At 70.6% G+C, this 23,047-nt stretch carries 20 protein-coding genes; 7 read left to right on the top strand and 13 right to left on the bottom strand.

Features of this window, described 5'->3' with window-relative positions:
* Nucleotides 1-3 precede the first annotated feature (3 nt).
* The 3 genes from parC to G3576_RS18515 form a co-directional block, all read right to left on the bottom strand.
* On the bottom strand, nt 4-2,238 hold the full coding sequence (gene parC / locus G3576_RS18525) for a DNA topoisomerase IV subunit A (RefSeq protein ID WP_164695916.1): 2,235 nt from the start codon (nt 2,236-2,238) through the stop codon (nt 4-6).
* Between the two features lie 77 nt (nt 2,239-2,315).
* Entirely contained in the window at nt 2,316-4,439 is a 2,124-nt protein-coding gene (locus tag G3576_RS18520; RefSeq protein WP_164695915.1) for a methyl-accepting chemotaxis protein, read from the bottom strand.
* Nucleotides 4,440-4,571: 132 nt separating this feature from the next.
* Nucleotides 4,572-6,089 carry a calcium-binding protein gene (locus G3576_RS18515; RefSeq protein ID WP_164695914.1) on the bottom strand — a complete coding sequence of 506 codons (1,518 nt, stop codon included), beginning with the start codon at nt 6,087-6,089 and terminating at the stop codon, nt 4,572-4,574.
* 201 nt (nt 6,090-6,290) lie between these two features.
* On the opposite strand from G3576_RS18515, the gene G3576_RS18510 reads away from it, so the two are divergent.
* Nucleotides 6,291-7,154, top strand: coding sequence for a class I SAM-dependent methyltransferase (locus tag G3576_RS18510; protein ID WP_164695913.1), 864 nt, complete (start codon nt 6,291-6,293; stop codon nt 7,152-7,154).
* Nucleotides 7,155-7,262: 108 nt separating this feature from the next.
* On the opposite strand, the gene G3576_RS18505 is transcribed toward G3576_RS18510, so the two are convergent.
* Both G3576_RS18505 and ssb read right to left on the bottom strand, forming a co-directional pair.
* Nucleotides 7,263-8,915 carry a sensor histidine kinase gene (locus tag G3576_RS18505; protein WP_164695912.1) on the bottom strand — a complete coding sequence of 551 codons (1,653 nt, stop codon included), beginning with the start codon at nt 8,913-8,915 and terminating at the stop codon, nt 7,263-7,265.
* Between the two features lie 204 nt (nt 8,916-9,119).
* The gene (gene ssb, locus G3576_RS18500; protein ID WP_164695911.1) at nt 9,120-9,698 is read right to left on the bottom strand and encodes a single-stranded DNA-binding protein; all 579 of its coding nucleotides are present in this window, start codon (nt 9,696-9,698) and stop codon (nt 9,120-9,122) included.
* 222 nt (nt 9,699-9,920) lie between these two features.
* Between ssb and uvrA the strand changes: the two genes are divergently transcribed.
* Nucleotides 9,921-12,797 carry an excinuclease ABC subunit UvrA gene (uvrA, locus tag G3576_RS18495; protein ID WP_164695910.1) on the top strand — a complete coding sequence of 959 codons (2,877 nt, stop codon included), beginning with the start codon at nt 9,921-9,923 and terminating at the stop codon, nt 12,795-12,797.
* The gene (locus tag G3576_RS32620; RefSeq protein WP_164695909.1) at nt 12,794-13,900 is read left to right on the top strand and encodes a glycosyltransferase family 29 protein; all 1,107 of its coding nucleotides are present in this window, start codon (nt 12,794-12,796) and stop codon (nt 13,898-13,900) included. Before uvrA ends, G3576_RS32620 begins: the two co-directional genes overlap by 4 nt.
* 12 nt (nt 13,901-13,912) lie before the next feature.
* Here G3576_RS32620 and G3576_RS18485 read toward each other — a convergent pair whose 3' ends face one another.
* The gene (locus G3576_RS18485; protein WP_164695908.1) at nt 13,913-14,665 is read right to left on the bottom strand and encodes a molybdate ABC transporter substrate-binding protein; all 753 of its coding nucleotides are present in this window, start codon (nt 14,663-14,665) and stop codon (nt 13,913-13,915) included.
* A gap of 77 nt (nt 14,666-14,742) precedes the next feature.
* Nucleotides 14,743-15,561, bottom strand: a complete 819-nt coding sequence (locus G3576_RS18480; RefSeq protein WP_164695907.1) for a squalene/phytoene synthase family protein — start codon at nt 15,559-15,561, stop codon at nt 14,743-14,745.
* Nucleotides 15,562-15,697: 136 nt separating this feature from the next.
* Here G3576_RS18480 and G3576_RS18475 point away from each other — a divergent pair, with 136 nt between their 5' ends.
* Nucleotides 15,698-16,336, top strand: coding sequence for a superoxide dismutase (locus tag G3576_RS18475; RefSeq protein ID WP_164695906.1), 639 nt, complete (start codon nt 15,698-15,700; stop codon nt 16,334-16,336).
* Between the two features lie 60 nt (nt 16,337-16,396).
* Here G3576_RS18475 and G3576_RS18470 read toward each other — a convergent pair whose 3' ends face one another.
* The gene (locus G3576_RS18470; RefSeq protein ID WP_164695905.1) at nt 16,397-16,993 is read right to left on the bottom strand and encodes a cysteine hydrolase family protein; all 597 of its coding nucleotides are present in this window, start codon (nt 16,991-16,993) and stop codon (nt 16,397-16,399) included.
* Between the two features lie 151 nt (nt 16,994-17,144).
* Complete coding sequence (gene yajC / locus G3576_RS18465) at nt 17,145-17,483, bottom strand: preprotein translocase subunit YajC (RefSeq protein WP_164695904.1); 339 nt, start codon at nt 17,481-17,483, stop codon at nt 17,145-17,147.
* A gap of 112 nt (nt 17,484-17,595) precedes the next feature.
* Between yajC and G3576_RS18460 the strand changes: the two genes are divergently transcribed.
* Together G3576_RS18460 and G3576_RS18455 are read left to right on the top strand one after the other, a co-directional pair.
* Nucleotides 17,596-18,462, top strand: a complete 867-nt coding sequence (locus G3576_RS18460) for an ATP-binding protein (protein ID WP_164695903.1) — start codon at nt 17,596-17,598, stop codon at nt 18,460-18,462.
* A gap of 245 nt (nt 18,463-18,707) precedes the next feature.
* Nucleotides 18,708-18,929 carry a hypothetical protein gene (locus G3576_RS18455; protein WP_164695902.1) on the top strand — a complete coding sequence of 74 codons (222 nt, stop codon included), beginning with the start codon at nt 18,708-18,710 and terminating at the stop codon, nt 18,927-18,929.
* 212 nt (nt 18,930-19,141) lie between these two features.
* On the opposite strand, the gene G3576_RS18450 is transcribed toward G3576_RS18455, so the two are convergent.
* Nucleotides 19,142-19,747, bottom strand: coding sequence for a hypothetical protein (locus G3576_RS18450; RefSeq protein ID WP_164695901.1), 606 nt, complete (start codon nt 19,745-19,747; stop codon nt 19,142-19,144).
* Nucleotides 19,748-19,964: 217 nt separating this feature from the next.
* Between G3576_RS18450 and G3576_RS18445 the strand changes: the two genes are divergently transcribed.
* Entirely contained in the window at nt 19,965-20,180 is a 216-nt protein-coding gene (locus G3576_RS18445; RefSeq protein WP_164695900.1) for a hypothetical protein, read from the top strand.
* Nucleotides 20,181-20,197: 17 nt separating this feature from the next.
* On the opposite strand, the gene serS is transcribed toward G3576_RS18445, so the two are convergent.
* From serS to tatB, 3 genes are all read right to left on the bottom strand, one after another.
* Entirely contained in the window at nt 20,198-21,469 is a 1,272-nt protein-coding gene (gene serS / locus G3576_RS18440) for a serine--tRNA ligase (RefSeq protein ID WP_164695899.1), read from the bottom strand.
* A 94-nt stretch (nt 21,470-21,563) separates the two neighbouring features.
* Nucleotides 21,564-22,358 (bottom strand): twin-arginine translocase subunit TatC, encoded by a 795-nt coding sequence (gene tatC, locus G3576_RS18435; RefSeq protein WP_328729332.1) that lies wholly within the window; start codon nt 22,356-22,358, stop codon nt 21,564-21,566.
* 17 nt (nt 22,359-22,375) lie between these two features.
* Nucleotides 22,376-22,948: a Sec-independent protein translocase protein TatB gene (gene tatB, locus G3576_RS32340; RefSeq protein ID WP_164695898.1), complete on the bottom strand. Its 573-nt coding sequence runs from the start codon at nt 22,946-22,948 to the stop codon at nt 22,376-22,378.
* Nucleotides 22,949-23,047: the final 99 nt, after the last annotated feature.

Below are 23,047 nucleotides of genomic sequence, written 5' to 3'. Positions count from 1 at the left end.
CCCTCACTCGAAGCGGTTGCTGCGCGGAAAGCCGTTCGGCGGCTGCTTGCCCGCACCCGCGCGATTGCCGCGCCACTCCCGCAGATCCGTCTCCGTCCGGAAGCCGGAGCCGTATTTCCAGCGCAGCCCGGCCTTGGCGAAGAACACCTGCACATCCGCCAGGCCGCCATCCTTGTAGCCCTGCAGCTGCACGCCGCGGCCGCGCGTCATCTCCGGCACCTGTTCCAGCGGGAAGATGAGCAGCTTCCGGTTGTCGCCCAGCACGGCGACCATGTCGCCCTCGGCCGGCTTGCAGCAGACGGCTTCCTTGCCGGGGTCGAGCACCAGCACCTGCTTGCCCGTCCGCTTCTCCGCCAGCAGGTCCTCCCCCTTCACCAGGAAGCCCTTCCCGTCCTGTCCGGCGACGAGGTAGCGGATGCCGTCCTTGTGGACGAACATCGTCACCACGTCGTCCTCATTGGTCAGGTCGAGCATGAGGCGCACGGGCTGGCCATCGCCACGTCCGCGGGGGATGGCGTCGGCCTTCAGGGTGAAGGCCTTGCCGTTGGTGGCGACGATGACGATGCGGTCGGTGGTTTCCGCATGCAGCGCGTATTTCAGCGCGTCGCCTTCCTTGAAGCGCAGTTCCGCATCGGCGGGCAGATGCCCTTTCTGGGCGCGGATCCAGCCCTTCTCCGACAGGATGACGGTGATCGGCTCCCGCTCCACGAAGGCGTTCTCATCCACGACGATGTCGGCCAGCACGCCGCCGACCTCGGTCCGCCGCTTGCCGAGCGCCGTCTCCTCGCCGAATTTCCGGCGCGTCTCCTCGATCTCCTTGCCGATCGCGGTCCAGCGCTTCGCCTCGCTCGCCAGCAGCCCCTGCAGCCGCTTCTGCTCCGCGCTGAGCTTCGCGTGCTCCTTCCGGATCTCCATCTCCTCCAGCTTGCGGAGCGCGCGCAGCCGCATGTCGAGGATGGCGGTCGCCTGGACGTCGGTCAGCGAGAAGGTGCTCATCAGCGCCTCCTTCGGCTTGTCCTCGTAGCGGACGATGCGGATGACCTCGTCGAGGTTGAGATAGACGATGAGGTAGCCGTCCAGGATCTCGAGCCGCTTCGCGATCGCCGCCAGCCGGTGCTCCGACCGCCGCACCAGCACGACGTGCCGGTGGTCCAGCCAGCAGCGCAGCACCTCCTTCAGCCCCATCACGCGGGGCGTGCGGTCGGCATCCAGCACGTTCATGTTCAGCGGGAAGCGCGTCTCCAGCGCCGAATTGCGGAACAGCGTCTCCATCAGCATCTTCGGATCGACCGCGCGGGTCTTGGGCTCCAGCACCAGGCGGACGATGTCGGTGCTTTCGTCGCGGACGTCGCCGAGCAGCGGGAGCTTCTTCTCCTCCATCAGCTGCGCGATCTGCTCGATCAGGCGCGACTTCTGGACCTGGTAGGGGATCTCCGTGACCACGATCTGCCAGGTGCCGTTCTTCAGCGGCTCCGTCTTCCACTGCGCGCGCAGGCGGAAGCCGCCGCGGCCCGTCGCATAGGCCTCCCGGATGCTTTCGGCGGATTCCACCAGCAGGCCGCCGGTCGGGAAATCGGGCCCCTTCACGTGCTTCAGCAGGTCATCGACGCTGGCGCCGGGGTTCTCGATCAGCGCAAGGGCGGCGCCGCAGAGTTCGCCCGCATTGTGCGGCGGGATGGAGGTCGCCATGCCCACCGCGATGCCGGCCGCGCCATTGGCCAGCAGGTTCGGAAAGGCGGCCGGCAGGACCAGCGGCTCCTTCTCCTCCCCGTCATAGGTGGCGCGGAAATCGACGGCATTCTCCTCGATCCCCTCGAGCAGCGCCTGCGCGACCTCGGTCAGCCGCGCTTCCGTGTAGCGCATGGCCGCGGCGTTATCGCCGTCGATATTGCCGAAATTCCCCTGGCCCTCGACCAGCGGGTAGCGCGCGGCGAAATCCTGCGCCTGGCGGACCAGCGCCTCATAGATGCTGCTGTCGCCATGGGGGTGGTACTTGCCCATCACGTCGCCGACGATGCGGGCGCATTTCTTGAAGCCGGCGGCCGGGTCCAGCTTCAGCTGGTGCATGGCGTAGAGCAGCCGGCGATGGACCGGCTTCAGCCCGTCCCGGACATCCGGCAGGGACCGGCTGACGATGGTGGACAGCGCATAGGCCAGGTAGCGCTCCGACAGCGCATCGGCGAGGCGCGTCTCTCGTTCGTTGCCCCCCGGGGGGACCGCCTTGATGTCATCCGGCATGGGTCAGATTCGTGCTTCGTTCCTGTCCCCCGGGGTCTAGCCCATCACGCGCGCGATGTCGAAGCCTGGAACGGGGCTCAGGCGGCCCGGACGGCCGCCAGGAACCGGTCCACCCGCCCGCGCAGCTCGTCGGAGGCGGCGGAGACGCCATCCCCGGTGGCCTGCACGGCCTGGGCCTGGGCCTCGGAGCTGCGGACGGCGGCCTGGACCTGCTGCATCATGCGGGTCGCCTCCTCGTTCTGCTGCGCCACCACCTGGACGCTGCCCGCGATCTCCCGCGTCGCGCTGCCCTGTTCCTCCACCGCGGCGGCGATGGCCGTGGCCACCTCGCTGACCCGCGCGATGCTGCCGCCGACCTCCTTGATGGCGGAGACGGCGAGGTCGGTGGCCGACTGGATGGCGCCGATCTGGGCGCTGATCTGTTCCGTCGCCTTGGCGGTCTGGCCGGCCAGCGTCTTCACCTCGCTCGCCACCACCGCGAAGCCCTTGCCCGCATCGCCGGCGCGCGCGGCCTCGATGGTGGCGTTGAGGGCGAGGAGGTTGGTCTGGCCCGCGATCTCCCCGATCAGGCGCACCACGTCGCCGATCTGCGCCGCCGCCTCCGCCAGGCTCAGCACCGTCGCGTTGGTGCTGCGGGCGCGCTCATCGGCCTCCCGCGCCATGCCGGCGGCGGAGGCGACCTGGCGGCTGATCTCCCCGATGCTGGCGGTCAGCTCCTCCGTCGCCGCGGCGACGGAGGCGAGGTTGGCAGCGTTGCGCTCCGCGCCCTCCGCCGTGGTGGCGGCGGCCTGGCCGGCGCTGGCCACGCCGCTCGCCATGGTATCCGCGGCCTGGCGCAGCGCGGTGGCGGAATCGCCGAGCCGCGCCATGATGCCGGCGGCGGCATCGCCGAAGCCGCCCGTCTCCCGCTCGATCGCCTGGTGCCGGGCCTCCCGCGCCGCGCGGTCGGCGGCGGCGGCGGCCTCCAGCTCCCGCGCCCGGCGGGACCCGTCCCGCAGGCTGCCGAGCGCGCGGGCCACGGCGCCGACCTCATCCCCCCGGTCCATGCCGGGGATCGGCGTCTCCAGCTCCCCGGCGCCGAGCCGTTCGGTGGCGGCGGCAAGCCCCGCCAGCGGCGCCGTCACGCGCCGCAGCACGATCCAGACGGCGCCCACCGCGACCAGCAGCACCAGCAGCGCGGCCCCGGCGGAGAAGGCGAGCGCGGTGCGCTTGGCATCGACCAGCGCCTCCATATGCGCCTCGCTGGCCGTGCCGGCGGCGTCGCGCACCAGCAGCAGGGTGCCGACCATCGGGTTGCCGCCCTCGATCCATTCGCGGCCGGTCATGCCGTAGCGGCCGCCCGGCGCTTCCGCGCCGCGCCGCACCGCCTCATCCACCCGGCGGCGGAACCCCTCGAAATACTGCTGGCGGATGGTGTCGAAGGCGGCGCGCAGGGCGGGATGGGTGGCGGGGTCGGAGGCCGGGGCCAGGTTCTCCACCTGCGACCACAGCGCATCGATGCGCGACCGCATGGCGGCGATCTGCGTCATCTGCCCCTGCTCCAGCGGCCGTTCCCCGCTGATGGAGACGCCGACCAGGCCGAGTTCGAAGCCCGCGGCTTCGCGCATCCGCCAGCCAATCTCCTTCAGCGTGGCGAGGCGCGTCAGCACCGCATCCTCCCCGGCCGCGTCATGCGCATAGGCCGCCCAGAGCCGGGTGGAGGCTTCCAGCAGGCGGGACATGGTGGGCACGAAGGGCTGGATCGCGGCCGCCTGGCGCTGGTCCCGCGGCAGGCCGAGCGCCAGATCCGCCTGCTGGCGGACCGCATCCGCATCCCGCAGCGCCGTGCGGAAATTCTCCAGCAGCGCCGCGCCGCCCGGCAGGGACGCCGCGGCGGGCAGGCCTTCCGCCCGCAGCGCCGCGCGGTTCTCGGCCCGGTGCTGTTCCATGCGCTGGCGCGCCTCGGCCGGCATGGGGCCGGGCGCCTGCAGGGCGGTGCCGGTGAACAGCCGTTCCAGCAGCAGGTCGTGTAGCCCGGCGGCGAAGCGGTTGGCGGCGCGGTCCTCGGCCTGCGCCTCCTCCGCCTGCCGCAGCACGGACCAGGCGTTCAGGGCGTGCAGCCCGGCCATGGCGGCGGCCAGCAGCGACAGTACGGCCACCACCCCCAACAGCGCGCCCCGGATCGACAGCGCCATCGGCGCCAGCTTGCGAAGAAGGGTCATGGTCACTCCTCCGGGCCCTGGCGGGCCCGGCCTATCCAGCGGCGGAGCAGTAGCGGCGAAGGCTGAACGGGCCTCTAACGCCGCGGGGGCGCCAGGGGGGGGGGGCCGCCCCCCGGCGCCCCCGCCCCGGGGTCAGAGGATGAAGTCCTGCACCTGCGCGTCGAAGCGCAGCGCGTGGGTGCCGGCCAGCACGATCTCCAGATCCGCGATGCCGTCCCCGTTGATCTCCAGCTGCACCAGCGTATCGGCGCCCTGCGCCTGGTAGCGGACCTGCCCGTGGCTGCCGCCGGTCAGGAAGCGCTCCGTGCCGATGAACAGGAAGGCGTCGTCCGCGCCGCCGGGCTGGGCATCGATGCCGGAAAAGTCGAGCCTGTCGCCGGCGGTGAAGTCCCGCACCACGTCGCGCTCCCCGGCATACTTCACCTGCCCCGCGACGCTGAGCTTGCCGATATCGGCCTGGGTCCAGATGAAGAGGTCGGCCTCCGCGCCCCCGAAGAGCTGGTCGATGCCCGACCCGCCCGCCAGCCGGTCCGCCCCGGTGCCGCCAATCAGGATGTCGGCGCCCGCGCCGCCGCGAAGATCGTCCGCATTCGCGCCGCCGAGCAGACTGTCATTGCCCGCGCCGCCGTCCAGCAGGTCGTTCCCGTTGCCGCCTTCCAGCGTATCCAGCCCCGCATCGCCGCGCAGCGTGTCGTCATCCGCGCCACCGAGCAGCCGGTCATTGTCCGCGCCGCCATTCAGGACATCGCGGCCGACGCCGCCATCCAGCAGGTCGTCCCCGGCATCGCCATCCAGCCGGTCATTGCCGCCCGCGCCCTGCAGCGTGTCCCGGCCATTGCCGCCCTGCAGGGTATCGGCGCCGAACCCGGCCTCCCCGATCACGTCGCCCACCAGCAGGTCGTCATCGTCGCCGCCGCGCAGCAGGTCCGCGCCCATGCCGCCCTGGAGCGTGTCGAAGCCCTGGCCGCCATCCAGGACATCGTTGCCCTGCTCCCCCGCCAGGCTGTCATTCTGCGTGCCGCCGGAGAGGTTGTCGTTGCCCGCGGCACCGAACAGCGTATCGGCGCCCTGCCCGCCCTGCATCTGGTCGTCACCCGTGCCGCCATCCAGCAGGTCGTTGTTGGCGCCGCCATCCATCTGGTCGTTGCCGGCACCGCCCTTCAGCGTGTCGTCCTGGTCGCCCCCATCCAGCGTGTCGTTGCCATCGCCGCCATCCAGCAGGTCGGCGCCGGAATCGCCCTTCAGGCTGTCCGCGCCGGCGCCGCCATTCAGCGTATCGGCCCCGATGCCGCCATTCAGCGTATCCCGCCCGGCGCCGCCGGAGAGGCTGTCGTCGTCCTCGAAGCCCATCAGGTCATCGTCGCCGTCGCCACCATCCAGCGTGTCGTTGCCGTCATGGCCGAAGAGGATGTCGTTGCCCTCGCTGCCGAAGAGCTTGTCGGCGCCGCCGCCGCCATGCAGGTAGTCCTCGCCCTCATCGCCATACATGGTGTCCCTTCCGGCGCCGCCGAAGATCATGTCGTCGCCGCCGAAGCCGCGGACGATGTTGTCGCCCTCGCCGAGGTCGATGAACTCGCCGAACATCCCGGTGGCGCGCCAGGTGGTGAAGCGGTCGTTGCCGGCGCCACCCTTGGGATCGAACAGGCCCATCGTCGTCTCCATCGTCCAGGGCCGCGACCATCCGCGGCGTGGCGGGAGAATGGCGTCGGACCGGGCCGGGGCCCTGTTCCCGCGGGAACAGCCCGGCCGGGATCACATTCCTTGGCAGCGCGCCGCGGCGGGTGGCCCGCGCTTCGGCAATCGCCCCGCCGCGTGTAGCCTGCGCGGCTGATGACGGACGGAAAGGCATCCATGGCCGGGCGGGACGCGGCGGCACCCAGGCTTCCCTATATCGACCACCTGCTTGGCGGGCTCGGCCGCGGCAACAGCGTCCTGGAACGGAGCTTCGGCGAGCACATCCACTGGGGCTACTGGCCCGATCCCGCCGCGGCCCGGCCGGATTCGGTGGAGGATTTCAAGGACGCCGCGAACCGGCTGAGCCTGGAACTGCTGGACCTCGCGGCCATCACGCCGGGCATGAGGGTGCTGGATGCCGGCTGCGGGTTCGGCGGCACGCTGGCCCGCCTGGAGGAGAGGCTGCCGGGCCTCGACCTCGTCGGGCTGAACATCGATGCGCGGCAACTGCGCCGGGCGGCCGGGCTTGCGGCCGCGCGGCCCGGCCGCGCGCCCGCCTTCGTGGCCGCCGATGCCTGCGCCCTGCCCTTCGCCGATGCCAGCTTCGACCGCGTGCTGGCGGTGGAATGCATCTTCCACTTCCCCTCCCGCGCAGCCTTCCTGGCGGAGGTGCGGCGGGTGCTGAAGCCCGGCGGCGTGCTGGTGCTGTCGGATTTCGTGCCGGCGGCCATCTGGTTGGGGCCGGCCTGGATGCTCCGCTGGCGGGCGATCGAGCGCCTGAACCTCTTCGGCAGTTGCGACGTCACCTGCTCCGCGGCGGGCTACCGGCGGCTCGCCGAACGGTCGGGCCTGCGGATGACGACGATGCGCGACATCAGCCGGCACACGCTGCCGACCTACGCCTTCCTCCGGCACCTGCTGGACCAGCGGAAGGTGCGCGACCGCGGACACCGGGTGGCGCAGGCGGGGCTCGGGCTGATGGACTTCGTCGGCCGTCATGGCCTGCTGCGCTACAGCCTGGCGCGCTTCGATCGGTCCTGACGCGCCCCGGCAGCGCCAGGGCATGGCGCCGCCCTCCAGGACATCGCGGCCGGCGCCAGCTTCCGGCAGGGGTGCCGGCCTCGCCCGGCACCTCGACCAGCCGCGGCGTCAGGCGACCCCGGCGCCGTCCTGCAGCGAGGCGATGGCGAAGCGCAGTTCGAAGACCGTGCCATCCCCGACGCTGGACGCGGTGATGCTGCCGCCGAAGGCGCGCATGGTGGAATAGGCGATGGACAGGCCAAGCCCCGTGCCCTTGCCAACCTCCTTCGTGGTGAAGAAGGGCTCGAACACCCGCTGCAGCACGGCCTCGGGAATGCCGCCGCCATTATCGGCCACGGTGAGGGTCACGGCGTCGCCATCGCTGGCGCCGACCAGCGTGATCCGCCCCTGCTCCTGCCTGGCGACGCCCTGCCCCGCGATGGCGTCGCGCGCATTGACCAGCAGGTTCACGATGGTCTGTTCCAGCGGCACCAGCGCCGCGACGATCGCCGGCAGCGTCGGCGGGACCGCGACATCGAGCTGGATGCCGGCGGATCGGATGGCGCCACCCGTGAGCACCAGCGCGCCGGCGACCGCATCGGCCAGCACGATGGCGCGCGGCTCCGCCGCTTCCGCACGGCCGAAGATGCGCAGGTGGTCCACGATGCTGCGCGCCCGCGCCGCCTGGTTCGCGATGCGGTCGAGGCGCTGCAGAACGCCGGGGATGGCTGCCTGGCCGTGCGATTCCAGCGCGCGGCGCGCATTGTCCGAGGCGAGCAGCATCACCGACAGCGGCTGGTTCAGTTCATGCGCGAGCCCGGTCGCCATCTCCCCCAATACCGCAAGGCGGCCATTCGCCTCCGCCTTGGCCTGCACGTCACGCTCCGCGGAGATGTCGGCGACGTAGCCGATCACCTCCGCCGCTCCGCCCGGCAGAAGGGAGACGACGCCGACATGGTCGCGCACCCAGATCCAGCTGCCATCCGCGCGGCGCAGGCGGTATTCGGACGTCATCGCGCCGCCCTGCACGGCGCCGCGCATGAAGGCGCCCCGGCGCGCGGCCGCTTCCTCATCCTGCAGCAGGCGCCAGTCGAAGCCGGGGAGGATCAGGTCCGGCGTCCAGCCGGTGATGCGCGTGAAACTCTCGCTGACGGTATCGAGGCTGAGGACACCCTCCGCATCCACCTTGCCGCCATAGACCACGGCCGGCAGTTCCGCGAGCTGGCGGGCGAAGCGGTCATGCGCCTCCGCCAGGCGCCGGGTTCGCTCGGCCACGCGCTCTTCCAGGGCCTCGGTCAGGGAACGCAGGTCGGCTTCCCGGCGACGCAGGTCCCTCACGAGGCGATCCTTCTCCGCCGCCTCCTGGGCAAGGCGCGAATTCGCGGCCTGCAGCGCATCGGTGGAGGGAATGGCGACCAGGCGGGGGATCAGCGGCCAGAGCAGGATCGCGGTGGCGACGGAGACGAAGGCCGTCGCCAGCTTCACCGCGCCTTCCAGCCAATAGGCGGGGTACCACAGCGTCGCGAGGCCGGTGGCGTGGGTCAGGCCGCACAGCAGGATGAAGCTGGCGAAGAGGATGACGAGGCCCGGGTAGCGCCAATCCCGACGCTGCCGCAGGACCGCGAGCATCGCCAGCGGTATCGAGAGATAGGCCAGCGTGATCGCGACATCGGAACCCGCATGGAGCCAGATGAGCCCGGGCTCCCACCAGAGGCAGAAGCCATGCGGGGAGAATTGAGAGGGTGCGAGCCAGGTATCGAGATAGGCGAGGAGGGTATTCACCGCCCCGGCTGCCGGCGTGGGGAAACGGCCTCCGGCACGTCAGCGGATCGCGCCGGCACATGCATCTGATGGGGCATGGAGGAAGCACGCGCGTGGGTTGGAGCGCGAGCCTCAGGCTATTCAAGGCCGAATAAAATTATCTTTTTCGTGATTGGAACCGTTGCGGTGGCGCCGCCGATCGACTGGCGGCGCCCCTGCCCGCGATCAGAACGGAATGTCGTCATCCAGGTCGCTGCCGCCCTTGGGCGGGCCGCCGCGGCCGCCGCCGGCGGGCGCGCGGCCACCGCCGCCGCCGCTATTGTCCCAGCCGCCCGAGGACCGGCCGCCGCCACCGCCGGAACGGCCACCGCCGCCCCCGCCATAGCCGCCGCCACCCCCGCCGCCGGCATAGCCACCACCGCCCTCGCCGGGGTCGCCGCCCATCTCACCGCCCGTGCCGCGGCCGCCGAGCAGCGCGATCTCGCCCCGGAACTGGCGCAGCACGATCTCCGTGGTGTAGCGGTCCTGGCCCGACTGGTCCTGCCACTTGCGGGTCTCGAGCTGGCCCTCGACATAGACCTCCGAGCCCTTGCGCAGGTACTTCTCCGCGATCTCGCCCAGCTTCTCGTTGAAGATGGCGACGGAGTGCCACTCCGTCCGCTCCTGCTGGTTACCCTCGCGGTCCTTGTAGCGCTCGCTGGTGGCGAGGCGCAGGTTCACCACGCGGCCGCCATTCTGGAAGTTGCGCACTTCCGGGTCGCGGCCGAGCCGGCCCACCAGGATCACCTTGTTCACACCAGCCATGGCGGCACCCCTATCCTTTGGTCGCACCCTATAGCGCAGGGGGCGGCCCAGACCAGACGGCACAGGCCAGCCATGCGTCGCGCGGCCGGCCCTGGCACTCTGGCAATTCGCAACGCGGGACTACCTATAGGGCTTCGCATCATCTAGAACAAGACGCGAACGCCGGCCCGACTCCGCGGGGCGGTGCCCTGCTGGCCCTTCCTTGATCGATCGGTGACCCCCATGAGCGGCTTGATCCGCATCCGCGGCGCGCGGGAGCACAACCTCAAGAACGTGGACCTCGACATCCCGCGGGACACGCTGACGGTGGTCACGGGCCTGTCCGGTTCCGGCAAGTCCTCCCTCGCCTTCGACACCATCTATGCCGAGGGCCAGCGCCGCTATGTCGAGAGCCTGAGCGCCTATGCCCGGCAGTTCCTCCAGCTCATGCAGAAGCCGGATGTGGATTCGATCGAGGGTCTGAGCCCCGCGATCTCGATCGAGCAGAAGACGACCAGCCACAATCCGCGATCGACCGTCGGCACGGTGACGGAGATCCATGACTACATGCGCCTGCTCTGGGCCCGCGTCGGCGTGCCCTATTCGCCGGCCACAGGGCTGCCGATCGAGGCGCAGACCGTCTCCCAGATGGTCGATCGCATCATGGCCATGCCGGAGGGCACGCGGCTGCTGCTGCTGGCCCCGGTCGCCAAGGGCAAGAAGGGCGAGTTCAAGAAGGATTTTCTCGAATTCCAGCGGCGCGGCTTCGAACGCGTGAAGGTCAACGGCACGCTCTATGCGGTCGGCGAGGTGCCGGCGCTCAACAAGAAGCTGAAATACGACATCGAGGTCGTGGTGGACCGCATCGTGGTCCGCGAAGGCATCGAAAGCCGGCTGGCCGACAGCCTGGAGACGGCGTTGGCGCTGGCCGATGGCGTTGCCTATGCGGAAGGGGCCGACGACCAGAAGCGCACCGTCTTCAGCCAGAAATTCGCCTGCCCGGTCAGCGGATTCACGATCGAGGAGATCGAGCCGCGGCTGTTCAGCTTCAACAGCCCGCAGGGCGCCTGCCCGACCTGCGACGGGCTCGGCACGCAGTCCTTCTTCGACCCGATGCTGGTCGTGCCGGATGACAGCAAGTCGCTGAAGGATGGCGCGGTGCAGCCCTGGTCCGGCGCCTCCTCCCCCTATTACGACCAGACGCTGGAAAGCCTGGCGCGGCACTACAAGGTCGCGATGACGACGCCCTGGGCCGACCTGCCCAAGGCGTTCCGCAGCGTCGTGATGACCGGCACCGGTTCCGAAGTGATCACGCTGAAATACAAGGACGGGCTTCGCGCCTATGACGTGAAGAAGCCCTTCGAGGGCGTGATCCCGAACCTCGAGCGCCGCTACCGCGAGACGGACAATCCCTGGGTGCGGGAGGACCTCTCCCGCTACCAGGCCGATCGCCCCTGCCCCGCCTGCCAGGGCCATCGCCTGAAGCCGGAAAGTCTCTCGGTGAAGGTGGCGGAATGCCACATCGGCCAGGTCAACAACCTCTCGATCCGCAAGGCGCGGGACTGGTTCGCGGGCGTGATGCCGACCCTGACGCCGCAGCGGGCCGAGATCGCGCGCCGCATCCTGCGGGAGATCGAGGATCGGCTGCAGTTCCTGGTCGATGTGGGCCTCGACTACCTCTCCCTCGGCCGCTCCTCCGCCACGCTGTCGGGCGGCGAATCGCAGCGCATCCGGCTGGCGTCGCAGATCGGCAGCGGCCTCACCGGCGTGCTCTACGTGCTGGACGAACCCAGCATCGGCCTGCACCAGCGGGACAATGAGCGCCTGCTCAAGACGCTGCGGCGCTTGCGCGACATCGGCAACACCGTGCTCGTCGTGGAGCACGACGAGGATGCGATCCGCAGCGCCGACCACCTGATCGATATCGGCCCGGCCGCCGGCAAGGGCGGTGGCCGCGTCATCGCCCAGGGCACGCCGGCGGAGGTGGAGGCGCATCCCGACAGCATCACCGGGCAATACCTCTCGGGCGCGCGCCGCATCCCGATGCCCGCCACGCGCCGGCCGCTCGACCCCAAGCGGATGATCCGCGTCGTCGGCGCCCGCGGCAACAACCTCAAGGACGTCACGGCGGAGATCCCGCTCGGCACCTTCTGCTGCGTCGCCGGCGTCTCCGGCGGCGGCAAATCCACCCTGGTGATCGAGACGCTGTTCAAGGCCGCGTCGCGCCGCCTGATGGGCAGCGGCGAGGTGCCGGGCCCGCATGAGCGGATCGAGGGTCTCGAACACCTCGACAAGATCATCGACATCGACCAGTCGCCGATCGGCCGCACGCCGCGTTCCAACCCCGCGACCTATACGGGCCTGTTCGGCCCGATCCGCGACTGGTTCGCGGAAATGCCGGAATCCCGCGCCCGCGGCTACCAGGCCGGCCGCTTCAGCTTCAACGTCAAGGGCGGCCGCTGCGAGGCCTGCCAGGGCGATGGCGTGCTGAAGATCGAGATGCACTTTCTTCCTGATGTGTACGTGACCTGCGATACCTGCAAAGGGAAACGCTACAACCGCGAAACCCTGGATGTGAAATTCAGGGGAAAATCCATCGCCGACGTGCTGGACATGACGGTGGATGAGGGGGTGGAGTTCTTCTCCGCCGTGCCGTCGATCCGCGACAAGCTCGTCGTGCTGCGCGATGTCGGCCTCGGCTACATCCATCTCGGCCAGCAGGCGACGACGCTGTCGGGCGGCGAGGCGCAGCGCATCAAGCTGTCGAAGGAATTGTCGCGCCGCGCCACCGGCCGCACGCTCTACATCCTCGATGAGCCGACGACGGGCCTGCATTTCGAGGACGTCCGGAAACTGCTGGAAGTGCTGCATGCGCTGGTGGCGCAGGGCAACACCGTCGTGGTGATCGAGCACAACCTCGAGGTCATCAAGACCGCCGACTGGATCCTCGACCTCGGCCCGGAAGGTGGCGAGGGCGGCGGGCGCATCGTGGCGCAGGGCACGCCGGAACAGGTGGCGGAAGCACCGGAAAGCCATACCGGCCGCTTCCTGAAGCCCATCATCGCGCGGGACGGCGCCGCGGCCGCGCCGGTGGTCGCGAAAAAGCGGAAGAAGGCGTGACGGCCACCATCCACTCGCCGCACTACCTCCTCCGCATGGCGGTCGCCGGGCAGCCGGAGGGCGAGCGCGCCGACTGGCTGCGCCATCACCTGGAAGGCAAGCCCGATACGGACCGGCGCTACGCCTGGCACGTGGCGGAGGCGCTGTTCGAGACGCATCCGGTGGTGCTGCGCACCGCCGCGACCGCACTGCTGGCGCACGCGCCGAGCCGGCCCTTCGCGGCCATGGCCCTGGCGCGGCTGCTCAACCGGCTGGGCGAGTTCGAGGCGCTGCGCGCCCTTATCCTGGCGGAACTGCCCGCGCCGCCGGTGCCCCGCCCGGAATGGCTGCGCGCCCTGCTCCGCACCGAACTCCTCGCGCCCTCCCCGGAGGCCAGCCGCCACTGGGCGATGGCGATGGCCGAGTTGTCGCCCCTCGCCCGCCGGTCGCTCCGCCTCCAGCACCAATGCCTGCAGGGCCGTCCCGGCGATGATGGCGAGGTGCGGGAAGTGCTCGCCAAGCGCCTGCCGCCCGTGATGGCGCAGGGCCTGCCGCCGGCGCTGGAGCGCCTGGCGATGGCGCGCGACGTGGCGGTTGTCGGCAACGGCTCCGGCCTGGCCGGCAGCGGCGCCGGCGCCGCGATCGAGGCGCATGACGTCATCATCCGCATGAACTATCCGCGGCTCGGCGGGCATGAGGCCGATGCGGGCCGGCGCTGCGACCTGATGCTGTTCCACGAGACCAAGCGCCCGATCCTGCCCAGCCTGGTCGCGCGCGAACCCGGCTTCGCCAGCCTGCCTGCGCTCGGCATCCGCGGCATCCCCTTCGAGGATCACGCGCCGCCCGGACCCCCGCGCCTGCCGAACGGGCTGATCGAGCTGGTTTCGGGCATCGCCTATCCCTGGCCGACCACGGGATTGGCGGCGATCATCCTGGCCGCCGTCATCTTCGCCCGGCCGGTGACGCTGTTCGGCTTCGACTTCTTCGCGCCCGGACGACCCGGCCATTACTTCGGCGACGTCACCGCCGCCGTCATGCACGAACTCGCCTATGAACGCTGGTTCGTCGCGCGGGCCCTGCCGCTGCTGGGCCGTGCCGTCACGCGCCACGCATCCTGCGCCTGACCGGCGCGGCCGTCACACCGGCCGGAAGCCGATCCGCGCATAGGCCGCGCGCGCGGCCTCCCCGGACAGCAGCGCCAGCAGCGCCCTTGCCGCCGCCCCGTCCTCCACGATCGCGGCGCGATAGACGGTCCAGAGGTTCAGCGCCTCCGGCAGCAGCCCCACCAGCTGCACGCCGGGGCGGTCGATGATCTCGGTGGCCTGGCTGAAGGCCAGCGCCACCTCCCCTCGCCCGGCCATCGCCACGCCTTCGACGCCGAAGGAGACGAGCCGCAGCTTCGGCCGCAGCGCTTCCGTCAGGCCGAGCCGCTCGATCACCGCCGCCACATGCCGCCCGGCGGTCGCCCCGCGGGCGGGATCAGCATAGGCGATGGACTCGGCCGCCAGCAGCGCGCTGCGGAAGGCCTCCGGCGTGCCGATATCCGGTGCCGGACGCCCCGCCGGGGCAGCGAGCCCGACGCCGGTGCGGCCGACATCCACCGCCCCGTCCGCCGGACCGATTCCCCGCGCCCGGATCGCGGCCACCGCCTCCGCCGAGAGCAGCGTGACCGCCGGGCGTTCCCCAGCCAGGATCCGGTCGCGCAGCGCGCCCACCGTATCGAAGGCGGCGTCCGGCACCGGGCGGCCGGCAGCGCGCTCGGCGTCCTGCAACTCCTCCACCGCATGCTTGGTGGCACCGGCTGCGAAGATGGCCGGCGTGGCCTGCGCGAGGGCCACCGCGGGCAGCGTCAGCAGCGGCGCGGCCAGCACGGCACGACGAGACGGCATGGCATCGATCCTCCCCGGTCACAGCGAGCGTGGCACGGGCCGCGGCGGTCTGGAACCGCCCATCCGGCCGCGGCCCGCTACAGCCGCGCGCGGAAGGCCGCCCAGGTGACGGCCAACCGGTCGCCAAGCCCCCGCGGTCGCGGCACCGGCATGCCGCGCGCGATCCGCCGGAGGTCCCGCCGCGCCAGCACCGCCGGCAGCGCCGCCGGCAGCGCGGCGCGTGGCAGCGCCTCCGTCATCGCCTTGTCCAGCATGGTGCCGCCTTCCTCCGCCAACGCCGCCACCAGGCCTTGCGCGCTGCCGGGATCGGCGACCACGCCTTCCGCGCTCAGCCCGGCCTCCGCCAGCGCATCGCGCGGCAGCAGGCAGCGGCCCTGGGCGGCATGGGCAGGGACGCTGCGCAGCACGCCGGAGAGGCCATGCAGCGCGCCGAGCCGTTGCAGCAGCGGCAGCGCTTCGGGCGGCGCGCCCGCCAGCCGGCCCGCCACCACGGCGAAGCCGCCGGCACCGGCGCGGAGATAGGCGCCGAAGGCCTCCCGCGTCGGGATCCCCTCCTCCTCCGCCTCCGGCTCCCGCGCATCAATCAGGCCGGTCAGGTCATCCGCCGCCAGCGCGCCGGACACGATCGCGGCATGCAGCGGTGCCGCCACCTCATGCCGCCGGGGTGGCTTGCCCGCCGTCGCTTCCGTCACCGCGTCCCGCCACCATTGCAGCCGGATCAGCGCGGCGACGGGGTTCGTGGCGGCTTCTCGCGCCCGTGCCAGCTCATGGTTGAAGGCGATCAGCGCGAAGAAGGCCTCCCGCACCGCGGCCGGCATGAACAGCGCGGTCAGGAAGCGGTCCGGGTCATGCGCGCGCGCGAAGGCGGCGATCGGGGAAAGCGGGGCATCGGCCATGATGGCTTGATGACCGTCCCTTGCAGGGCGGGCAAGCGTGGGCGGGCGCGGTTGACGCTCCCTGCCACCACGCCTAGGTCAGTCGCCGGCCCTCGGCACGACACGGGGGCGAGAACCTCCAACGGGAGAGTCCCCCATGCCCTTCAGCCTGCCGCCCCTGCCCTATTCCACCAACGCCCTCGCGGGCCAGGGCATGTGCCAGGAGACGCTCGAGCTCCATCACGGCAAGCACCACAACGCCTATGTCACGGCGCTGAACGGCCTGATCGAATCCAAGGGCCTGGCCGGCAAGACGCTGGAGCAGATCGTGGCCGAAGCCGGCAAGGCCGGTGCCGATGGCCTGCCCGTCCTCAACCAGGCCGGCCAGCACTGGAACCACATCCTGTTCTGGCAGGTGATGTCGCCGAAGGGCGGCGGGGACAAGCTGCCCGGCAAGCTCGCTGCCAAGATCGACAGCGACCTCGGCGGCCTCGCGGCCTTCAAGGAAGCCTTCAAGCAGGCCGGCGTGACGCAGTTCGGCTCCGGCTGGGCCTGGCTGATCATCGGCACGGACGGCAAGCTGAAGGTCACCAAGACCCCGAACGGCTCCAACCCCGTGGCGACCGGCGAAGGCACGCCGATCCTCGGCGTGGACGTCTGGGAACACGCCTACTACCTGGATTTCCGCAACGTCCGCCCGAACTACCTCGACAACTTCCTGAACAAGCTCGTGGATTGGGAAGTGGTCGAGGGCCTGATGGACAAGGGCGGCCTGAGCAGCGGCCAGGCGGCCTGACCCCTTCAAGGGTCCAGGCTATGGGGGCGCCGGAGCGATCCGGCGCCCTTTTTCGTGGGATCAGCCGATCGACGCGGCCGGCACCACCACCGCGAAGCGGTCCGCCAGTTCCGCCAGGGCATGGCGGTGGATCGCGGCGCCGCTGATCGGCGCGCCTCCCAGCGCATCCGGCAGCGCCCGCGTCGCGCAGGCGTCATGCGGCACCGTCACGCGATAGCCGAGGTCGAGTGCCGCCCGCGCGGTGGAGCTGACGCACATATGCGTCTGGTAGCCCGCCACGATCAGCTCCTTCCGCCCGATGGCGGCCAGGCGCTGCGCCAGGTCGGTGCCGGCGAAGGCGTTCGGCAGCGGCTTCTCCACCACCGCCTCCTCGCCCACAGGCGCGACCTCCGCCAGGATGGCGCCGCCCGCGGCATCGCGGTCGAACAGCCCGCCGGCGCGGCCCTTATGCGCGACATGGATCACCACGGCGCCGCCGGCGCGGGCACGGGCGATCAGGCCGGCCAGGACCGGCAGGCTTTCCTCGATTCCCTCCAGCGGCAACTTGCCCGTCCGGTATTCGCCCTGCGCGTCGATCACCAGCAGCACGGCATCGGCCAGCGCAGGCGGGGCCAGGCTGGCGCCGGCCATCTGCAGCAGGGTCTTGGGCTCGCTCATCATCGCTCTCCTTTGGGTCGAGCGCGCTTCTGCCACCCGGCGCCCGTGCTGTCCCGCGCGCGGGACGCATGGCGGAGCGAGGTCGCCATGCGCGCATGAAAAAGGGGGCGGACCTTGCGGCCCACCCCCTCGATACCAACCGCAGGCCGGTTCAGGCCTTGGTGTCGTTCGCCGGCTCCGGCGGCTTGATCACGCTGCCGATGGTGCCGCGCACCACCGTCACGCGCACGCCGGGCGCGATCTCCACCTCCACCTCGTCGCTGTCGTCCCGCACCTTGGACACGGTGCCGACGATGCCGCCGGCGGTGACGATCTTGTCGTTGCGCTTCAGCTGGCCGAGCATCGCGCGGTGCTCCTTCATCTTCTTCTGCTGGGGCCGGATCAGCAGGAAGTAGAAGACCGCGAAGATCAGGATCAGCGGCAGCAGCTGCATGATCACGGCCGTTGTGCCGCCATCGGCGGTCTGGGCATAGGCGGGCGAAATGAACATGAGGGTGGGTCCGGCTTTCTTGGGAGCTGGCGCCGGGGTTGCGGCGCTCAAGCGCGCAACCTAGCTTCCGCCCCCTTCCCGTCAATACGCCGCAGAGACCGGGGCCCAAGCCTTGTCAGACCCGCACGCCCTCCTCCCCACCCTGACCCGCATCGCGGAGGCGCTGGAGCGCCTGGCGCCCCCGCCGCCGCCCGCGCCGAGCCTGCGCGGCGCCGATGCCTTCGTCTGGCACCCTGGCCCGCCGGCGCGGCTGGCGCCGGTGCCGCGCGTGGCGGCGGTGGACATCGCGCTGCTGCAGGGCGTGGACCGGCAGAAGGGCCTGGTGCTGGAGAACACGCTCCGCTTCGCGCGCGGCCTGCCGGCCAACAACGCCATGCTCTGGGGCGCCCGCGGCATGGGCAAGTCGTCCCTGGTCAAGGCGGCGCATGGCGCCGCGAACCGGGAGAATCCCGGCTGCCTGGCGCTGGTGGAAATCCAGCGGGAGGATGTCCGCACCCTGCCCGACCTGCTGAACATTCTCAGGGCCCAGCCCCGCCGCTGCCTGGTCTTCTGCGACGACCTGTCCTTCGAGCGGGAGGACGCCGACTACAAGGCGCTGAAGTCGGTGCTGGATGGCGGGATCGAGGGCCGGCCCGCCAATGTCCTGTTCTACGCCACCTCCAACCGCCGCCACCTCATGTCCCGCGACATGATCGAGAATGAGCGCAGCACGGCCATCAACCCCGGGGAGGCGGTGGAGGAGAAGGTGTCCCTCAGTGACCGCTTCGGGCTCTGGATCGGGTTCCACAACTGCGACCAGGACACCTTCTTCGCGATGATCGAGGGCTACGCCGCGAGTTTCGGCCTGCCGGCATCGCAGGAGGAGTTGCGCAAGGCCGCCGTCGAATGGTCGGTCACGCGCGGCGGGCGGTCGGGCCGCGTCGCCTGGCAGTTCGTGCAGGAGATGGCCGGGCGGCTCGGCGTGAAGCTCGACGCGTGACGTTGCGGCGGCGTGAACGCCTTCTCATGACGTGAAGCTTGCCCGCTAAGTTACGGCATATACAGGGTTTTCGACGATTCATTGCGGAATGGCACCCGGACCTGAAGCCCGGGTGAATTCGCCGCATCCTTTCGACATCATGCTTGTGTCATCCACATGACGGCGAGAGCGTCCCGGGCGCGCGCCGTCAGGGCCATCAAGGGGATGGGCCTTGCCGGCGCGGCGAGCAAAGGATCACGGCCTTGATGGCTGCCCTCTACGCCCCCTTCGGCCTGCTGTTCGGCCTCATCGGCCGCCTCCCCTGGCCGACCGTCCTCGTCAGCGTCATCGTCACCGTGGTTGGATGGGCGACGGGTCATGACGTGATCAGCGTCAGCTTCGCGCTGATCGGCTCGATGGTCATGATCTGGATCGACGAGACGACGCATCCCCGCGCGATCGACGAGGGGGTGGCAGCCGGCGACTGATCCGGAACGGGGCGCCGGGACGGCGCCCCTGTCGCGATCGAAAACGCTGGCCACGGGTCTGGTGTTTCCGCTACGTTCTCGCGGCCATCTGGCGACCCGTGCGCGGTTGCCGGGTCAGGCGATAGCACCCCGAAAAACGGTGCTAAACATCCTAAAGGGGCTAAATCGGCTAAACCCGCAGTAGCTCCTGGTGGCCTCGACGCCACAGCGGTTCAGCTGACGCCCCGTCCCGGCCGCCGGTCCTGCCGGCGGGATCCATCGGGCATGAAGAGCCAGACATTGCCCTCCCACTCCCCGAAATCGACGCCCTCGTACTCGCTGAAGACGGGAATGCCGAAGAGCGTGGTTGTCACCACCCCGTGGTTGTAGGTCTGCACGGAATCGGAAGCGCGGACCGTCGCATTGATCTGCCCGGCCAGCTCCCGCATCAGCAGCCGCCCATTGCCGGTGAAGCCCGTGGAGGAGCTGTCCTCGGCCGCCGCGCAGGCATAGATGTCCATCTGTCCGCCGCCGCTGAACCTGCCGGACAGCGCATTGAAGGCGCCGACCGTGTCGAAGGTCAGGTCATCCTGGCCGAGCTGCAGCCCGAAGCCGCCGCCCATGCGGGACATCGCCATCCGGTCATCGGCGACGCCACCCTCGTAGCCATGGCAGCAGATGGAAAGGCGGGACAGCCTGTTGCTGCCGAGTGCCGCCGTCACCCGTTCGAACAGCCGGGTCAGGGGCGTGGCGGTACCGACGATGATGTCGCTGCCGCGCGGCCGCTTGAACCGCGCGCCGATCCTGGTGTCGAGGACCCGCAACTCCACCGATGCCATGCCGGGCCTCCTGCCGTCGGAAGCCGCAGCCTGGACCCCGCCGGCGCGGGCTGTCGATGGCGGGCGGTTTCGCCATGTTTCGCGGGTTCGGGCGGCCCCGCCCGGCACGCACGCGCCGAATTGCCTTGTGTCCGGCGCCCTGGCGGCGGAGGGTGCGGGGCGCATCCGTCCGGCCGCCCTTCCGGTGGCGAGGGGTCCGCGAAGGATCCCCCCGACCGTGCTGCGTATCCTGCTGCTGCCCTACACCCTGCTGACGGGTGTCGTGGGGCGCTACCCCTGGCCGACCATCGCCTTCTGCGCCGTCATGACGCTGGCGCTCACGCTGCTCGGCCAGCCCTTCTATGGCGTCTGGTTCGCCATGTTCGGCGCCGTGGTGCTGATCTGGCTGGACCAGAGCCGGCGGCCCAAGCCCGCGCCGATCCCCGGCGAGTGAATCCAGGCTGCACCCCTTCAGCCGGGGTGCAGCATCTCCACCCCGCCCATCCAGGGGCGCAGCACCTCGGGCACCAGCACGCTGCCATCGGCCTGCTGGAAGGTCTCCAGCACCGCGATCAGCGCGCGGCCCACGGCCACGCCGCTGCCGTTCAGCGTGTGCAGGAACTCCGTGCCTTTCCCACCGGCGGGCCGGAACCGCGCATCCATCCGCCGCGCCTGGAAGTCGCGGCAGTTGGAGCAGGAGGAGATCTCGCGCCAGGCCTGCTGGCCGGGCAGCCAGACCTCCAGGTCATAGGTCTTGGCCGCGCCGAAGCCGGTATCGCCGGCCGAGAGCACGATGCGCCGCCAGGTCAGGCCGAGATCGGTCAGCACCCGCTCCGCACAGGCGGTCATGCGTTCATGCTCCGCCTCGCTGTCCTGCGGCAGGCAGATGGAGACGAGTTCGACCTTCTGGAACTGGTGCTGACGCAGCATGCCGCGCGTGTCGCGCCCGGCCGATCCGGCCTCGCTGCGGAAGCAGGCGGACAGCGCGGTCAGGCGCATCGGCAGCGCGGATTCGGCCAGGATCTCGCCCCGCACCAGGTTGGTCAGCGGCACCTCCGCGGTCGGGATCAGCCAGCGGCCATCGGTGGTGCGGAACGAATCCTCGCTGAACTTCGGCAACTGGCCGGTGCCGTATAGGGTGGCGTCGTTCACCAGCAGCGGCACGGAGACTTCCGTGTAGCCATGCTGCTCCGTGTGCAGGTTCAGCATCCACTGACCGAGCGCGCGTTCCAGCCGCGCCAGCGGCCCGCGCAGGATGGTGAAGCGCGTGCCGGCCAGCTTGGCGGCATTCGCGAAATCCATCCCGAAGGCTTCGCCCAGCTCGAAATGCTGCTTCGGCGTGAAGGCGAAGTTGGCCGGCGCCCCATGGGTGTGCAGGACAACATTGGCGGTCTCGTCCAGCCCCTCCGGCACCGCCTCGTCCAGCACATTGGGCAGGGCCGCCAGGATCGCGTCGCGCGCGGCCTCATGCACCTCCGGCGTCGCGGCGGCGGCGGCATCGACCGCGGCCTTCACCTCGGCCTTCAGCCGCTCGGCCTCCTGCGTGTCGCCGCGCTTCATGGCGGCGCCGATCTGGCGGGAGAGCTCGTTGCGCGTGGTCTGCGCGGCCTGGGTGATGCGGATGGCCTCGATGCGGAGGTCATCGAGGCGCAGCGCCTCCGCGGCCGCGGGCGGCGCGCCGCGGCGGGCGAGCGCGGCGTCGAAGGCGGCGGGGTTGGCGCGCACCAGCTTGATGTCATGCATGGGAAGCAGCCCCTGATGGCAGGCCCCTCAGGGCCGATCGGTCAGCGAGAGAGAGCGGAAGCAGGGCGGGGGGCGGAGGCCCCCGGCGCCAGCGTCAACTGCTCGCCTCGTCCTTCGGCGGCTTCGGCGTCATCCACACGGCCATCAGGATCGAGATCTCGTAGAGCAGGATCAGCGGCACCGCGAGGCCGATCTGGCTGATGATGTCGGGCGGCGTGATGATGGCCGCGACCACGAACATGCCGACGATCGCGTAGCGCCGTCCCTTCCGCAGCCCCTCGACGCTCACGATGCCGACGCGCGCCATCAAGGTCAGCAGCACCGGCAGCTGGAAGGCGATGCCGAAGGCCAGGATCATGTGCATGACCAGCGAGAGATACTCGCTGACCTTCGCCTCCAGCTGGATGGGGATGGACCCCGCATCGGCCGGCGTCTCGAAGGAGATGAAGAACTTCCAGGCCAGCGGGAAGATGAAGTAGTAGGCCAGCGCCGCGCCCGCGAGGAACAGGAAGGGGGAGGCGATGAGGAAGGGCATGATCGCCTTCTTCTCGCTTCGGTACAGGCCAGGCGCGATGAACAGCCAGAGCTGGGTGGCCCACATCGGGAAGCTGAAGAAGGTGGCGCCGAAGAAGGCGACCTTCAGGTAGGTGAAGAAGGCCTCGTACAGCGCCGTGAAGATCATCCGCCGGTCGCCGCCGCCCTGGGCGTAGAGGATGTCCGCGAGCGGGGCGGCGAGGAAGCCGTAGATCTGCGTGGAGAAATAGTAGCAGACGGCGAAGGCGATGATGAAGGCGCCGATCGACCACATGAGCCGCGTGCGCAGCTCCATGAGGTGCTCGATCAACGGCATCGGCTTGTCGTCGATCTGGTCTTCCGGATCACGCGGCACGGGGGGGATCCGTTATCTCAGGCTGCGGTGGAGGGCGAAGCCGGCGGCGGCGTCACCGGCGTACCGGCCGGCGCAGGCGCGGGGCTGGCGACGGGCGGCACCGAGGCCGGCGGCACGAAGGCGGGCGGGACGGCGGCCGCGGTCGGCGGCGGCGGCTCCGGCAAGGGCGGCAGCGTGCCCGGCGGCACGAAGGCCGGCGCCACCGGCGGCGGCGGTGCGGACGGCATGGCAGAGGGCGGCGGCGTCACCGCCGCGCCATGGCCGGCATCGGGCGAGAAGGCGTCGCGCAACGGGTTGCCGATCGGGTCTTCCGTAAAGGTCTTCCGGATCGACCCATCCTTGTCGATCTCCTTCTCGACGATGTCGCGGACGTTGAAGTTGCGGATCTCGTTGATCGAGTTCCGCACATCCTCCAGCTTCGCCTCGCGCACCACCTCATCCACCTGGCCCTGGAACTCCCCGGCCATGCGGCGGAGCTTCTGGATGCCCTTGGCGATTCCGCGCACGGCATCGGGCAGGTCCTTGGGGCCGATGACGACCACCGCGACCACCGCGATCAGCGCGAGTTCGGACCAGTCGAGACCGAGCATTCTTCCCCATTCCCGCGCCGCGCATCGTGCCGGCCTGCGGGCCCATCCCGTTAGCAGGATCGCCGCGTCGCGCCAATCCGGCGGCGATGACAGCCACCC

It is taken from the genome of Falsiroseomonas algicola (assembly GCF_011040385.1).
Taxonomy (GTDB): Bacteria; Pseudomonadota; Alphaproteobacteria; order Acetobacterales; family Acetobacteraceae; genus Falsiroseomonas; species Falsiroseomonas algicola.
Note: the sequence above shows the minus strand (reverse complement) of the source record. Positions and strands in the feature narration are given on the sequence as shown.